Below are 15,499 nucleotides of genomic sequence, written 5' to 3' on the forward strand. Positions count from 1 at the left end.
CGTGAAATTGATGGGCTTCATTGCCTGCCTGAAAAATGAGGGTAGGAAAAAGCCACTCTTAATATGACGCCCGTGCAGCCTGGCGACGTGGAAAACACCTGGCCAGCACAATGGGACTTAATGGGGCGGTAGGGTATAAGAGCAAAACGTCGCTTGCAAAAGTTGTGAAGCAGTTTGTAATTTGATTCACAGGATACTAGCATTGAAAACGAACTACTTTTGGATATGAATGTTTCCGAAGCGTCAAATCACAAAATCATAGAGTTCCCTAAAATTATCGATGAACGGGGGAATCTGACCTTCATGGAAAATGGGAACTATATCCCTTTTGATATAAAGAGAGTATTCTGGACATATGATGTGCCTGGGGGAGAGACCAGGGGAGCACATGCCTATAAAGAGCAACACGAGGTGATTATTGCCCTGTCGGGGTCTTTTGATGTGGTAGTTACAAGCGCTGATGGGCAAACGGAAAAAATTCAGCTAAATCGGTCTTATTACGGCTTGTATTTGCCCCCCATGACCTGGAGGCACATGGAAAATTTCAGCACTAATGCGTTGAGCTTCCACATCTCTAGCCACGAGTATCGGGAAAGTGATTATGTGAGAGACATCACCTCTTTTTTAAGACTGACAAAGTGAACAAGTCAACTGTTTTTGATTGTAGTTTGCTGGAGCTCCCGAAGATAAAGGCTGCATCGGGGAGTATTACTTCCATCAATAATTTTAAAGAAATTCCCTTCGGAATAAAGAGGACATACTACCTGTATGACTTACCAAGCGCTTCTTCCAGAGGGGGCCACGCTCACAAGGATCTTCACCAACTCATCATCGCTGCAAGTGGCAGCTTCGATGTGATGTTGCAGGACGGAAGAATGAAAAGGACTGTCCAGTTGAATCAACCCAATATTGGTCTTTATTTGCCACCTGGTTTGTGGAGGGAGCTTTCCAATTTTTCAAATGGAGCCATCTGTCTGGTACTTGCCTCTGAGCTATATACAGAAGAGGACTATATAAGAGATTTCGATCAGTTTCTGACATATAAATCTTTATAGCACCAAAGGTTTCTATTATATGGAAATAGTTGAAGTAACAGCACAAGAATATAACGCAATGGTCGACGCTGCGCACGTGTTTAGTACCGTGGGCTTTAATACCCTGAACGCTGACAAAGTCGACGCTGTAAAATTCTTAGTATTTAAGGATTCAAAAATACGCATGGGGTTGATTCTTGGCATCAAAGGAGCGACAGCGAAATCCCCTTTTTCGGCTCCCTTTGGAGGGTTTTCTATGGCCGGAAGCCCGTCGCTGGAGCAACTCGACGAAGCCGCTGATGCTTTGAAAAGCTGGATAACGGGCAACCTCCTCACGGAGCTGGTCATCACTCCGCCGCCACTGCTTTACGACCCTTCGGTGCTATCGAAAGTGACCAATGTGCTTTATAGAAAGGGGTTTGTTCAGAAAAATATGGATCTCAATTACGCTCTCGACCTGGAAACGGAGCTGCCCTATGCCAGTCTATTGCGAAAAAACGCCAGAAAAAACCTGAACAACGCCCTGGCCAACAAACTGGCACTCAGGGTGTGCACTACGCCAGACGAGCAAGAGGCAGCCTATCAGGTGATTGCGGCCAACAGGGCAGCCAAAGGCTATCCTTTGCGAATGACCTGGCAGCAGATGCTCAGCACCACCAAAATTATTGAAGCCGATTTTTTTCTGGTGACAAAAGAGGACGTAACCGTTGCCGCTGCCATTGTTTTCGCCGTAACGGACGACATCATGCAGGTGATCTACTGGGGTGATATGGTAGAGTACTCTCACTTGCGACCTGTTAATTTTCTTGCCTGCCAGCTTTTTGAGCATTATCGAAACGCTGGAAAAAAGGTATTGGACATTGGCCCATCGACTGAAGACTCTCTGCCCAACTACGGTTTGTGTGATTTCAAAGAGAGCATAGGTTGTGAGGTGAGTATAAAGCCTTCCTATATTTGGTCAGTTTGAAAGAATGGTCATAGCTAACCCCGACAAATACCTTCTTCCAACGTACCGGCTAAGCCCATTTAGCACTGCTGATGTGGCACTCAATCATGAATTGCCATCCGAAGACTATGCTGAAACGTATTTCGGAGAACGGTTCGCCCCTCGTCGTTACAAGTATTGCATGTCAGGCAGAGAAGCTATTCACCAGGCGCTTACTCATTATCATTTGCAGCCGGATGATGTGGTCACCATTATCACCACCACCAATAATTTCTATATCAGCAGTTGCGTGACTAATGAGATCGGGCGGTTTTGTAAATGGTCAAGAAAAATTGAGCAGGCTACAAAAGTGCTTTTTGTGAATCATGAGTTTGGCTACCCGGTAGAAGACATGGATGCGTTGGTAAAGCATGGCTTGCCAATTATTGAAGACTGTGCCTATTCCTTTTTGTCTCACAATGCAGCTGGAAATACGGGGCACCTGGGAGACTTTACCATTTACAGTTTTCCCAAGATATTCCCCGTTCAAATAGGGGGCCTCCTGACAATGAAGGACGATCTGGATGACGAGAAGTTTTCTCAGCAACTTCTGCCGAACCAGGAGCACGACTACATACAAAAGGTGGCTTCCCACTTCTTGCGGAAAATCGCTGACATTGCGAGCCAACGAATTGAGAACTATCATTTTCTCGTTAACGGGCTCACCAGTATGGGATTCAGTGAGCGCATTCCTCTCAGTGACGGAATAGTGCCAGGAGCCTGTCTCTTTAGGAACAACGGTCTGCTTAACCTGCCCGAGCTCAAGGAAGCATTATGGGAAAAAGGGATTCAATGTAGCATCTTTTACGGCGAGGATACATTTTTTATTCCGGTGCATCAGGTGTTAAAAAAGCCTGACTTGACATATTTTTTAAGCAACATAAAAATCAACCTGAAATGAAATTTTCCAACATTATTCTGGGAAAAGACGTTGAAATTGATCCTTCTTCCAATTTTAATAATGTAGATATTGGGGACAACACCCGTATAGCTAAACGATGTAGCATATTTGGTAGCCCTGAGTTCATTCTCGAGATAGGGAAAGAGTGTTACGTTGGAATGAACACCACCATCGATGGTTACTTAGAGAAAGTGACGATTGGAGCGAATGTTAGCATTGCACAGAATGTACACATCATGTCGGCCTCCGGGCCAAATGCGTCGAAGGCCTTTCAAAGGATATTCCCAATTGAACGAATCCCGGTCATAATTGGCAATCATTGTTGGATTGGGGCATCTTCGGTTATTATGCCCGGTGTTGAATTGGGCAAGTTTTGTATTGTCGGGGTAAATAGCTTTGTTACAAAAAGCTTTCCTGACTACTCCATCATAGGAGGAAGCCCGGCGAAACTAATCAGGACACTAACTGACGAAGAAATAAGCAAGCTGCATGAGTGAAATTAAGTTTCTTGATTTACTAAAAATTAATCAGCAGCATAGAACTGAATTGATTCAGGCGGTCACGGAAGTGATTGACTCTGGCTGGTTTCTAAACGGAGACTTCCTGACAAAATTTGAGCAGGAATTTGCGACCTACACCGGTGCGAAGCATGTAATTGGCGTGGCCAACGGGCTGGATGCCCTCAAACTCATCTTTCAATCTTATAAAGAGCAGGGGGTTTTAAAGGATGGCGACGAGGTCATCGTGCCTGCTCATACCTTTATTGCTTCCACACTGGCGGTGACCGACAATAAGCTGGTTCCCATATTTGTGGAGCCGGATCCGGCCGGTTTCAATATGGACATTGACTTGATTGAGCGGCGAATCACACCCAAAACCAAAGTTATTTTGGTGGTGCACCTCTATGGACGAGTATGCTGGTCAGACGAGTTGGAACGCCTGGCGGAGAAGTACCAACTAAAAATTATCGAAGACAATGCGCAGGCTGTGGGGGCGGAGTGGAAAGGCCGAAAGACAGGGTCGCTGGGGCATGCGGCTGCATTCAGCTTTTACCCGGGGAAGAACCTGGGGGCTTTAGGAGATGGTGGAGCGGTAGCTACAGCCGACGCAGACCTGGCACAAAAGGTAAAAGCGATTGCCAACTACGGCAGCGGAAGAAAATACGAACACTTGTACAAGGGTATCAACAGCCGCCTCGACGAAATACAGGCAGCCTTTTTATCAGTGAAACTAAAATCACTCGACGCCGGGAATGAAAGACGGCGGGAAGTGGCCGATCGCTACCTGGCTGGCATCACCAACCCGTTGATTGAACTGCCCTCGTACCCGCAGGCGCAGGAGGGAAGCGCTGATAGAAAAGGACATGTATGGCACCTTTTTGTCATCAAAACCAAACAACGGGAAGCCTTGCAAAAGCACCTCGCAGCCAGGGAAATCCAAACACTCATTCATTACCCAACACCTCCTCACAAGCAATTGGCTTACTCAGAATATGGCCATTTGAATTATCCAATCAGTGAACAAATAGCGGAGGAGGTATTGAGCTTGCCGATCAGTCAGGTATTGGCCGGGGAGGGAGCAGACTTTGTCATACAAGCTGTCAATGAATTTAGGGTATAATCTTGTTGCTCCAGAGGGCTGTTTCGCCTGTTGTTACTTTGGCCACCAGAAAGACTAATGTCAGATAAATCCTCCTACAGATCGATTTTCAAATCAACCTCGCTGTTTGGAGGCGTCCAGGTATTTAACATCATCATCACCATCATTAGAGGAAAATTTGTAGCCGTGCTGCTAGGGCCGGCCGGAATGGGTATCAATGGGCTCTTTATGACCACCATTCAAATGCTGCAGAACATCACCAACCTGGGTTTGCCACAGTCTGCCGTTCGGGATATTGCCGCTTCCAGCAACGACCCGGGAAAAATTGCTGTGACCTATACAGTCTTCAGAAGATGGATTTGGTTCACTGCGCTACTTGGCGGGGGCCTTACTTTTTTTGGCGCTCCATTCCTGAGCCAATATGTCTTTCAAAATGACAGTTACGCCTGGGCTTTCAGGCTTCTTTCAGTGACTTTTGTTTTTGGTGCGGTTAGTGGTGGGATTTACACCCTTTTGCGAGGCCTTAGACGCCTGAAAGCCCTCGCCAGCGCCAATGTATTGGGTAGCCTGGCTGGATTGCTGGTGGCGGTACCTCTTTTTTACTTTTTTGGAATACAGGGGATTGTTCCTGCCATCTTAGCCACAGCCATGGCCAATTTCGGGATAGCGCTGTTTTTCAAAAATCGTGAAGTTAAGATCGAATCAGCCGAGCTGAACTACAAGCGGACTTTCTTTCAGGGCCTCGATATGGCAAAATTGGGTGTCAGTCTGTCCGCCAGCATGCTCATGACTTCAGGAATCTCCTTTGTACTTCTCACGTTTATCAATCGGCAGGGGTCTGAAGCCGACGTGGGTTTGTACAATGCCGGCCTCACCATCACCAATACCTATGTTGGCCTGGTGTTTACGGCCCTGGCCACCGACTATTTCCCCCGCTTGGCAGAAAAAATCAATTTAAAGACAGAGGAATGGAAACAGGTGGTTCACCAACAACTGGAGCTCATGCTCCTGATCCTGGCTCCCCTACTTGTTGTTTTGATATTGACAGCTCCTATTTTTATAAAACTCCTCCTCAGTGAGCAGTTTTTGTCGGTCATACCTTATTTATTGTGGGCAGTAGTAGGCGTGTTTCTCAAAGCCCCGGTGTGGGTGTTGGGCTATATATTTATTGCTTCAGGCAACAATAGGGTATTTCTTGTGACAGAAGCGTCTGCCGCTCTCATTCAGTTGGCACTAAATATTTTTTTTTATCAGCAGTATGGCCTGGAAGGATTAGGGGTAGCCCTGGGCTGTTCCTACTTGTTGAGTTTCTGCACGCTGCTGGTGGTTATGAAATGGATTTATGGATTTTCTTTCAATAGTAGCCAATGGAAGATAGTACTGATTCTCTTTGTGCTTGTGCTGGCATCGGCGCTTTCAGCCAAATACCTGAACTACCCCTTGGCTTACCTGAGTGGGGGATTCTTTCTGATTTTAGTAGGGTGGTTCTCTTTGCAAAAGCTCAACCAGTTGATGGATATTAGGGGTGCGATACAAAACCTGGCAACCAGGTTTAGAAAACGTTAGAGATGGCGAAACCTGAGCTAGTTACGGTAGCGGTTACTGCTTTTAATTCGGCAAAAACAATTGTCGACACACTTGAAAGTGTGATAAAGCAATCATATCAACAATTGGAGCTGATTATTTCTGACGATGCTTCTTCTGATAATAGTGTGGAGCTGGCAAAAAAGTGGCTTGCAAGCCCCGACAATAGCCGACGGTTTGTTGATACCAGAATAATAACAGTTCCACACAACACCGGTGTATCTGCCAATTGTAACCGATGCATTAGGGCAGCTCAGGCTGACTGGATCAAATTCATTGCCGGTGATGACATTTTAATGCCCAATTGCATCGAAGACAATATGCGGTTTGCTGCGAAGCATCCAGAGGCTCAAGTCATTTTCTCCCAGGTAAATGTGTACGTTAACAACTTTGAAAAGGAAAACTTCCTGAGAGTGATACCGGCACAGTTTCCCGACAACCTGATGAATCCGGAATTTTCCGCCAATGACCAATGGCGGCGGCTGCTGGTATCGGATCGTATGCATTACACACCCTCCTATTTTTTCAACCGGAAGGCCCTGGATCAAGTAGGAAACTATGATGAAAGCAACCGGCTGGTAGAAGATTACCCCATGTGGTTGAAATTGACCGGGGCTGGCGAGCGGTTGTATTACTTCCACACACCCACGGTTGGTTATCGCATGCATGCAAAGGCCCTCAATAATATTGGCGATGCCGGTTTGTTCAAGCCCCTGTCGGTGAAGGCATTTGCCATACGGCGGCAAATGGCGCACCCTCATTTACCAACTGATATTGTTGGCAAAGAAAAGTGGGAGCAGGGAGTGAAGAAATTCTTTTTGGCGATCGGTGCCAACAAGAACACCGCCATTGCCCGCACGCTTTATCGTTTGCTGTCAGTTTATCTGAACCCCTGGCAGTATGTCTATGCGGTCAAAAAGCGACTTCCAGCTAATAAAGGGAATATATTTTATCAATGAAGCTGAGTATCATTGTGCCTGTTTACAACGTGGAGGAATATCTGGAAAGGTGTGTCCGAAGTTTGGAAGACCAGGATTTGGCCAAAGATGAGTATGAGATTATCGTGGTGAACGATGGTTCTCCCGACAACTCAAAGCAGCTCATTGAAAAACTCCAAGCCGAATTTTCGAACATTATTTTAATTGACCAGGAGAACCAGGGGGTTTCCATGGCAAGGAACAATGCGATAGAACGAGCAACCGGTGAGTATATTTTGCCGATAGACCCTGACGATTATGTCCTGCCCAATACGTTAGCACACCTGTATAACAAGGCGCACACTTTGCAGGTGGATGTGCTTTTTGCGGGCTTTGAAATTTTCGACAGGGACGGGGCTTCAGAATGGAAAACACAATACCAGGTGCAGGCAAAGGAAGTTTGGAGCGGGGTTGATGCGTATTTTGCTGCCAGAGGGCCAAGGGTAAAAGATCCCGACAGGTCGTGGGGAATATTATTCTGTCGCTCCTTTTTGAAAGAAACTGAGGTTGATTATCCCAGGGACGTGCCGTATCTGGAAGACGGTCTGTTTGTAGGCAAGGTATTTTCTGTAGCAAACAGGGTAGGGTTTGACAACGAAGTTTTTTATCAAAGGACTACCCGACCGGGGTCAGCAACGCACTCGTCATTGATTAAGACTAAAAAAGGATTGGATGGCTTCCTTGTAGCCATTCAGGATGTCGACTTGTTCCTGACGAAACTTAACCACTCAGAGCAAAGCAGGCAACTTCTCAATCACCTGAAAGCCAAGTTCATATTACTGCCTTTAACTATCACCATTTCCAATCACAGGTGGTTGGGCTATTTTAAAATTATATTTTCTCTTAGAAAACTTGGTGTAGAGAAAATCGACTGTGCTGGAGTCAGGTCTGTCTATCTGGAATATGCCAGGGCGTTTAACCGCTCCTCTGTTCTTTTCCCTTATTTTTATTTTAAGATTACCAAGAAGAATGTATAGCCTGGGAATTAAACTGAGCCTTTTAAATAAAATTAAGAAGCCAAATAAAAATGCAACCTTCGTCTTTGGTCTGCAAAAAAGTGGCACTTCGGCGATAACCGGGCTGTTGGCAGCATATACAGGAAAATCGGCTACCATCGACACGAAATACCTTTGGGAACCCTATAGGACTCAACTTCTGGAGGACGAATTGACGATAAAGCAATTAGTGAACCGATTTAGTTATCCCTTTTCAAAAGAGATTATCAAAGAACCTTCCGCCACTTTTTTTATCGACAAGGTTAGTGAGTTCTTCAGCCTCGACAAGTTTATATTTATTGTCAGAAATCCTTTTGACAATATACGGAGCATTCTGAACAGACTAAGCTTGCCGGGAGACGACGATCACATTGACCCGAGCAGGATTCACCCGAACTGGCGGTATATTTTTAAAAGTGAGGGCCAGGCAAATTACATTGACACGTTAATAGCCAACTGGCTTGCAGCAAATGACCAACCTGGCTGGACTTCCCATCCGGGATGTCTATTGATCCGGTATGAGGACTTCAATGCGGATAAAGAAGGAGTCATTGGCCACATTTCGCACCAACTTGGCTTTGGTCGGATGAACGATATCAGCGATATCGTCGACAAACAGTTTCAGCCGAAGGGATCAAGCCCCGACAGCCTGGTGGAATTTTTTGGACAAAAGAATTTTGAGAAAATAGCAAGTAAATGTGAAAAGGTTGGGCATGAACTTGGCTACCAACGACTGGCGTGACAAAATGCATCCACAAGCGACGTTCCATGAGAAAGTTACCATTCTGGCTATTGGTCTGAAGGGGCTGATGTGCCTGAAGTCAATCGATCCGAACAACCTCGACATTATCAACGGTGTGGTGATCGGTAGCGACAAAGGAGTTGTCAACGATTATTCAAGAGAGATTCAAGTCTATTGTGAATCCAATGGATTGAGGTTTTCGACACGGACGAGCAGCCAGCAGCTACTGGAGAGTTCCAGGTACGTTGTCGCTATCGGCTGGAGGTGGATGGTGAAAGTATCTAATAATCAGGAGCTGATCGTTTTCCATGACTCGCTATTGCCTAAGTACCGTGGATTTAACCCACTGGTTTCTGCACTGATCAACGGCGAAAAAGAGATAGGAGTAACATGTCTTTTGGGTTCAGACGAATATGACAGGGGAGAAATAATAAGTCAATATCGCAGCAAAATTGACTACCCTATCAAGATTCAGGAGGCTATTGAACTAGTGTCAGAAGGATATGCTTCTCTTTTTTCGGACCTGTTAAATGCTGTAAAAGCCTCACAGGGGCTGCATCATTTGAAACAGAACGAAGAAGAGGCTACGTACTCAGTTTGGCGGGATGAGGAGGATTACAGAATTTACTGGCAAGAGTCCTCGAATAAGATAAAACGATTCATTGACGCAGTAGGATATCCCTATAAAGGAGCGAGGGCCACTTTGGGAGATCAGGAAATAATCATAGTCGATGCTGAAGTCGCTCAGCCCTACTTTGTTGAAAACAGAGGCGTTGGTAAAGTGCTATTTAAGGACGGCGAGTTGCCGACGGTTATTTGTGGAGAGGGACTTCTGAAAATTAATAAAATTGCTGGCACCGACGGGCAGCCGTTGAGCTTTCCGAAAAACTTCAGATATAGGTTTAAATGACGATAACTATCCCTTTTAATAAGCCTTACCTGACAGGTAAGGAAGTTCACTACATTTATCAGGCGGTGTACTCTGGGAAAATTTCCGGAAACGGAGATTTCACAAAAAAGTGCCACGACTTTTTCCAGAGCCAATATGATTTTAAAAAATGCCTGCTAACGACCAGCTGCACGGATGCACTTGAAATGGCTGCCATACTTGCCGACATCCAGCCAGGTGATGAGGTTATCATCCCATCCTACACTTTTGTGTCAACTGCCAATGCGTTTGCATTAAGGGGAGCAAGCATTGTTTTCGCTGACTCCAGAGCGGATCACCCGGGATTAAATGAAGCTGACATCGAGAAGCTCATCACGCCTAAAACAAAGGTTATTGTGCCGGTTCATTACGCAGGGGTTTCATGTGACATGGATACTGTAATGGATTTGGCAACGAAACACAACCTGATTGTGATTGAGGATGCCGCACAGGCAATCGATTCTTTTTATACGAACAAGCATGGGAAAAAACAACCCCTCGGCTCGATAGGGCATATGTCGGCCTTTTCTTTTCATGAGACCAAGAACATCATAGCCGGCGAGGGGGGTATGCTAGTGGTAAACGATGAGAGGTTTGCTGCCAGATCGGAAATTATTTGGGAAAAAGGCACCAATAGATCGGCATTTTTCAGGGGAGAAGTGAATAAATATGGATGGGTCGATATCGGTTCTTCATTTCTTCCTTCCGAAGTAACAGCGGCATTCTTATATGCTCAGCTGGAGCACCTCAGGGACATCCAAAACAAACGGCACTCACTTTGGCAGCTCTATCTGGAGCTTTTTAGCTCTTCCGGATTAAATGATGTTTATTCAACACCCATCATCCCCACTTATGCCAGCAACAATGCGCACATGTTTTATATTTTATGTCCCGATTTTGAACATAGGCAAGGCCTTATTCAGTTTCTTAAAGAAAAAGGTATCTTATCAGTTTTCCACTACCTAAGCCTGCATCAGAGTCCGTTTTTTAAAGGGAAATACAACGGAGCGAAACTTGAAAAGAGTGATGAATACGCTGATACATTGCTTAGACTTCCCTTTTTTAATGAACTGAAAACCAAAGAAGTGGAGTTTATCGTGAAATCTATCGCTGAATTCAATGGGTATTGAGGATATTTCAATTGCCCACGTTTGCCAGGATGAAAAGTTCATAGATGGAGCCTTTCACTCTTTCGATTTGGCCTTTCCCGGGCAAAATAAATTTTATGTGCTTGTCCCCCCCGGGGCACAAAACATAAGATATATCAGGAAGGCTTCAAACCTCACAAAGGTTGTTATTGACGGGGCTGAAGTCGAGCTATTATTGAAAGTTTGTGAACAACATACCCTGGTGGTTCTCCATGGGATTACTCATAGTATAGCACTTTTGATTGAGAAGTTTGATAAACCGGAAAAATTTGTGTGGCTCATTTTGGGAGCCGAAATGTATCAAAATCAACACATATATGCTGGAAGGTTGTTAGGAGAATTAACCACAAAGCTGCGGAGGCACTCTGCTGGAAAGGTTGGCCTGACAGAGTTCTTGAGGGACATTTATAGAAGAGTAAAGTACAGAAGCCTGGCCATTTCCCAGATATCAATGGAGGAGCAGCTGGAAGATATTGCCAGGTCAATTGGAAGGATAAAATGCTGTGCATCTTTATTGAAGGAAGAGTTCGAATACCTGGAAAGTCGGCAGAAATTGGCGGATGACGCCTGCTATTTACCTTTTACTTTTTACCCGATAGAGTATTTTATCGGCAAGGCCACGGAGGCTAGTGTTGTGCCACCTAGTGGAGAGAATATATTGATCGGCAATTCGGCATCGTATACCAACAACCACTTAGAGGTATTCGAAAAGCTGCAGAGCTTCGATTTGAGAGGAAGAAAACTGATTACTCCCTTAAGTTACGGAGATCCTCAATATATAAAGGCTATCAGTAAAATTGGATACCGGCAGTTTCCAAATAATTTTCATCCCCTGACAGAGTTTTTGACGATCGAGAGCTACAACGAGATACTATCATCTTGCAGCATTGTTATCATGAATCACTATCGACAGCAAGGTATAGGAAACATTCTGTCGACGATATATTTCGGATGCAAGGTTTACTTAAGCGAAGAGAGTATACTTTACTCTTTTTTACGAAGAATCGGGTGTCTTGTTTTTTCAGTTGAGAGCGATTTAAATGCAGGAAATAGCGAAACACTCAAGCCACTAACTCTACCCGACATTGAATATAACCGTGAGATATTAATTGCCGAGATTTCGTCAGACAAAATAGTCTCACGTCTTCGCAAGGGAGTTAACGACTATCTACATTCCTAAAGAATGCAAATGAACTTTACAATTATCGCCGGGGCAAGACCCAACTTCATAAAGATTGCCCCTATTATACACGCAATACAGCAGAACAATGATCGTGAAGAAAGGGATAAGATTCGTTTTAGACTGATTCATACCGGACAGCACTATGATGCCAAAATGAGTGACACCTTTTTTCAGGAGTTGAACATCCCTGAGCCAAGCGATAATTTAGGGTGCGGCGGTGGATCTCAGGCAGAACAGACGGCTGCGATTATGATCGCTTTTGAAAGAGATTTGATCCTGCATCCGGCAGATCTTGTAGTAGTGGTAGGCGATGTAACTTCTACCCTGGCTTGTTCTATCGTTGCAAAAAAGCAGGGAATAAAGGTTGCCCATGTGGAGGCAGGCATCAGGTCTTACGACCTCACCATGCCCGAAGAAATTAACCGCATGGTGACGGACAGCATTACCGATTATTTTTTTACCACAAGCACAACGGCCAATGGTAACCTGTTGAAGGCGGGGGTCGCCGAAAACAATATTTTCTTTGTAGGCAACGTGATGATCGACACGCTGCTGGCCAACAAACAAAGATTCAGGCAACCGCCTGTATGGGGGGAGGCCGGGCTGCAAAAACAGCAATACCTGGTACTAACGCTTCACAGGCCATCCAATGTGGATGAAGGGCAAAAGCTAATGCAGTTGATTGATACCATTATTGCCAACACCCATGGATTACCGATCATTTTCCCTATCCATCCACGCACAAAATCTATTTTCCACGCACTCGGTGTTTTGCCAGAAAACCTGCACATCATCGACCCGCTGGGCTATCTGGAGTTCAACTATCTGGTGCAGCATAGCAAGGCGGTCGTCACCGATTCGGGAGGCATTACCGAGGAAACGACCGTTATGGGTGTGCCCTGCCTCACCCTGAGGAACAGCACCGAACGACCCGAAACCGTGGCCATAGGCACGAACGAGCTCGTCGGAACTCAGCCCGAGGCCATTGTGGAGGCACTCGGGCGGTTGTTTGCTGGTAACTGGAAGAAAGGAGGCATCCCGGAATTGTGGGATGGAAAAGCAGCCGACAGAATAGTTGATCTACTGGTCAGGTTACATGCATAGGAAGAAAATACTGATTGTTTCCAATGGTTTTTACCCCGAGATTTCCCCCCGGTCTTTCAGGGCAACTGAGCTCGCCAAAGAGTTTGCAAGACAAGGTCACCAGGTAAAAGTAATTTCACATGAAAGGGGTGACGTGCGGGAATTTTCGGCCGGGAATGGTTTTAGCTTTCAGGACATGGGGCCAATGTCGTGGCCCAAACCAGCTGTGTCAGGAACAGGATTGAAGAGGCTTTTTTCCAGGGTAATCGTTCGCCTCACAACATTACTATTCGAGTATCCAAATATTCAACTCCTTTTTCTTGTTAATAGGGCACTGGCAAAGGAGTCAGGATTTGACCTGCTCATTTCTGTGGCCGTGCCTTATCCGATCCACTGGGGGGTGGCCTGGTTCAGAAGTAGCAAGCATCCGGTAGCAACCACCTGGGTAGCAGATTGCGGCGATCCCTATATGGGACAGGAGAATGATACTTTCAAAGCGCCTTTTTACTTTGGATGGGTGGAGAAGTGGTTTTGCCGGAAGGCAGATTACCTGAGTGTGCCTACTAAAGGATCTATAGGCGGTTACTACCCGGAGTTTCACTATAAAATAAAAGTGATTCCTCAGGGATTCCGTTTTGAAGATTACCAAATGGCTGATTTCAAACCATCTGAAAAAGTTATTTTTGGCTATGGGGGTATGTTTATTCCGGGTAAGAGAGATCCGAAAGAATTGATAGAATTTCTGCTGACTGTAGAAGAGGAATATCAGTTTGAATTTCATATCTACACAAGTACGCCGCAATGGGTGTTGCCCTATATTGCTGGCTCAAAAAGTATTTTTGTACATAGTGTCGTGGGCCGAACCGAACTGATGCATGAGTATTCAAGAATGGATTTTCTTGTTAATTTCACCAACATCGGAACCTCCCAAACGCCCAGTAAACTCATTGATTACGCTATCTTGGGTAAGCCCATCCTCAATGTGGTAACTGGAGAGCTACGATTAGCTGATGTATTATCTTTTCTTAATCGGGACTTCAGCAACTCTTTTGTCGTAACCGACCGTGAGCAATACAGAATTGAAAATGTAGCGCAGCTTTTTTTAAATCTGATCGATGAGAAGAGAAAAAGATAACGCCTTGCTGTTTCTGTTGTTGAACCCATTTCTGGGGTTTGTGCACGCTTTCAAATACAACCACGAAAAATGGTCAGTGAATGCGGTTTGGCTGTTCGTTATTTTTTATGGCTTCACCATGGCCAAGCCGGAGGGCATGGATTCCAGCCGTTATGTTCAACGACTTAAGAACAGTTATTATTCCAGCAGCTGGGAAAGTTTTGCCGGCGGTTTTTATACAGAGGAGGGTGCGCAAGTGGATTTATATGAGCCTACGGTGATCTTTTTGATGTCCCGATTTACAGACAGTGGGGACTTGCTTTTTGCCGTATTTGGGCTGGTGTTTGGGTATTTTTATTCACGAAACCTGTGGATGGTGCTCCGATGTGTGCCTGGGCAAATGACTACCTTTTTATGGATAATCTTTTTATCCTTTGCTTTAATAATTCCATTTTGGCACATGAATGGTGTAAGAATGTGGACAGCAGCCCATGTTTTTGCCTTCGGGGTACTGAATCATATTCTATACCAAAAACGAAACGCTTTCATTTTTATAGCTTTATCAGTGCTGTTTCATTTTTCGTTTGTCATTCCAGTTGTTTTATTTTTCTGTTTCCGGTTTTTTCGACTGGGTTGGCCACTGCTCTACTATGCTTATATATTTTCTTTTGCGGTTTCCGAATTGAATGTTGGGGCGTTAAGAGAGCTGATGCTGGCTTACTCGCCGGAGTTTTTAATTCCCAGAGTTCAAAGTTATACAGGGGAGGTATACATCGACAAAGTCAATGAAACAATGCAGGGGGCAAGTTTTCATATCATATACTATCGAAAAGTGATTGTTTGGACAATCGTCATATTTTTTTCCTTCATTTTTTTTAAACGGGTTAAGAATCTGGTCACCTACCCCTACCTCAAAGACTTGTTTGCCATTTCACTGATTATTTTGTCGTTTGGTAACATCGCATCGCTAGTGCCTTCAGGTGGCAGGTTCCTGAGTATAGGCCAGCTATTTGCCTTTGCCTTTATATTTCTTTACCTGAAAACAGCTGCTCCTGACAAGTTCAGGTTTTGGTTCCGTTATGCGAGTTACCCAATGCTTTTTCTTTTTCTGATTGTAAGCCTCCGCATTTCGCTGGAAACAATCACTGTCATGAGCGTTTTGGGAAACCCTGTTTTTGCATTGCTTATAGACCTTCATATACCTATCATTTCATTGTTCAACTAAG

At 45.0% G+C, this 15,499-nt stretch carries 16 protein-coding genes; all 16 read left to right on the forward strand.

From position 1 onward, the window contains the following. Positions 1–225 precede the first annotated feature (225 nt). Genes RIF36_RS24320 through RIF36_RS24395 form a run of 16 tightly spaced genes read left to right on the forward strand, consistent with a single transcriptional unit; the run spans position 226 to position 15,498 of the window. The gene (locus tag RIF36_RS24320; protein WP_350072279.1) at positions 226–642 is read left to right on the forward strand and encodes a sugar 3,4-ketoisomerase; all 417 of its coding nucleotides are present in this window, start codon (positions 226–228) and stop codon (positions 640–642) included. Continuing rightward, positions 639–1,055 (forward strand): sugar 3,4-ketoisomerase, encoded by a 417-nt coding sequence (locus RIF36_RS24325; RefSeq protein ID WP_350072280.1) that lies wholly within the window; start codon positions 639–641, stop codon positions 1,053–1,055. The genes RIF36_RS24320 and RIF36_RS24325 overlap by 4 nt, the downstream gene beginning before the upstream one ends. Positions 1,056–1,074: 19 nt before the next feature. Continuing rightward, on the forward strand, positions 1,075–2,001 hold the full coding sequence (locus RIF36_RS24330; protein WP_350125309.1) for a GNAT family N-acetyltransferase: 927 nt from the start codon (positions 1,075–1,077) through the stop codon (positions 1,999–2,001). 4 nt (positions 2,002–2,005) lie between these two features. Continuing rightward, complete coding sequence (locus RIF36_RS24335; protein WP_350125311.1) at positions 2,006–2,920, forward strand: DegT/DnrJ/EryC1/StrS family aminotransferase; 915 nt, start codon at positions 2,006–2,008, stop codon at positions 2,918–2,920. After that, positions 2,917–3,417, forward strand: a complete 501-nt coding sequence (locus RIF36_RS24340) for an acyltransferase (protein ID WP_350125314.1) — start codon at positions 2,917–2,919, stop codon at positions 3,415–3,417. Before RIF36_RS24335 ends, RIF36_RS24340 begins: the two co-directional genes overlap by 4 nt. Beyond that, the gene (locus tag RIF36_RS24345; protein WP_350125317.1) at positions 3,410–4,540 is read left to right on the forward strand and encodes a DegT/DnrJ/EryC1/StrS family aminotransferase; all 1,131 of its coding nucleotides are present in this window, start codon (positions 3,410–3,412) and stop codon (positions 4,538–4,540) included. The genes RIF36_RS24340 and RIF36_RS24345 overlap by 8 nt, the downstream gene beginning before the upstream one ends. A gap of 57 nt (positions 4,541–4,597) precedes the next feature. Beyond that, on the forward strand, positions 4,598–6,085 hold the full coding sequence (locus tag RIF36_RS24350) for an O-antigen translocase (RefSeq protein ID WP_350124338.1): 1,488 nt from the start codon (positions 4,598–4,600) through the stop codon (positions 6,083–6,085). Positions 6,086–6,087: 2 nt separating this feature from the next. Further along, on the forward strand, positions 6,088–7,062 hold the full coding sequence (locus tag RIF36_RS24355; protein ID WP_350125320.1) for a glycosyltransferase: 975 nt from the start codon (positions 6,088–6,090) through the stop codon (positions 7,060–7,062). Continuing rightward, positions 7,059–8,057, forward strand: a complete 999-nt coding sequence (locus RIF36_RS24360; RefSeq protein WP_350125323.1) for a glycosyltransferase family 2 protein — start codon at positions 7,059–7,061, stop codon at positions 8,055–8,057. Before RIF36_RS24355 ends, RIF36_RS24360 begins: the two co-directional genes overlap by 4 nt. Continuing rightward, positions 8,050–8,817, forward strand: coding sequence for a sulfotransferase family protein (locus tag RIF36_RS24365; protein ID WP_350125326.1), 768 nt, complete (start codon positions 8,050–8,052; stop codon positions 8,815–8,817). Before RIF36_RS24360 ends, RIF36_RS24365 begins: the two co-directional genes overlap by 8 nt. Next, a complete protein-coding gene (locus RIF36_RS24370; RefSeq protein ID WP_350125329.1) occupies positions 8,789–9,727 on the forward strand; it encodes a formyltransferase family protein in 939 nt (312 codons plus the stop codon). Before RIF36_RS24365 ends, RIF36_RS24370 begins: the two co-directional genes overlap by 29 nt. After that, a complete protein-coding gene (gene rffA / locus RIF36_RS24375) occupies positions 9,724–10,875 on the forward strand; it encodes a dTDP-4-amino-4,6-dideoxygalactose transaminase (RefSeq protein WP_350125332.1) in 1,152 nt (383 codons plus the stop codon). Before RIF36_RS24370 ends, rffA begins: the two co-directional genes overlap by 4 nt. Further along, the gene (locus tag RIF36_RS24380) at positions 10,865–12,073 is read left to right on the forward strand and encodes a TDP-N-acetylfucosamine:lipid II N-acetylfucosaminyltransferase family protein (RefSeq protein WP_350125335.1); all 1,209 of its coding nucleotides are present in this window, start codon (positions 10,865–10,867) and stop codon (positions 12,071–12,073) included. Before rffA ends, RIF36_RS24380 begins: the two co-directional genes overlap by 11 nt. A gap of 9 nt (positions 12,074–12,082) precedes the next feature. Next, positions 12,083–13,180: a non-hydrolyzing UDP-N-acetylglucosamine 2-epimerase gene (wecB, locus tag RIF36_RS24385; protein ID WP_350125338.1), complete on the forward strand. Its 1,098-nt coding sequence runs from the start codon at positions 12,083–12,085 to the stop codon at positions 13,178–13,180. Next, the gene (locus RIF36_RS24390; protein WP_350125341.1) at positions 13,173–14,294 is read left to right on the forward strand and encodes a glycosyltransferase; all 1,122 of its coding nucleotides are present in this window, start codon (positions 13,173–13,175) and stop codon (positions 14,292–14,294) included. The genes wecB and RIF36_RS24390 overlap by 8 nt, the downstream gene beginning before the upstream one ends. After that, positions 14,275–15,498 (forward strand): hypothetical protein, encoded by a 1,224-nt coding sequence (locus tag RIF36_RS24395; protein WP_350125344.1) that lies wholly within the window; start codon positions 14,275–14,277, stop codon positions 15,496–15,498. Before RIF36_RS24390 ends, RIF36_RS24395 begins: the two co-directional genes overlap by 20 nt. Position 15,499 lies beyond the last annotated feature (1 nt).

This window comes from Imperialibacter sp., from assembly GCF_040222815.1.
Lineage (GTDB): Bacteria > Bacteroidota > Bacteroidia > Cytophagales > Cyclobacteriaceae > Imperialibacter.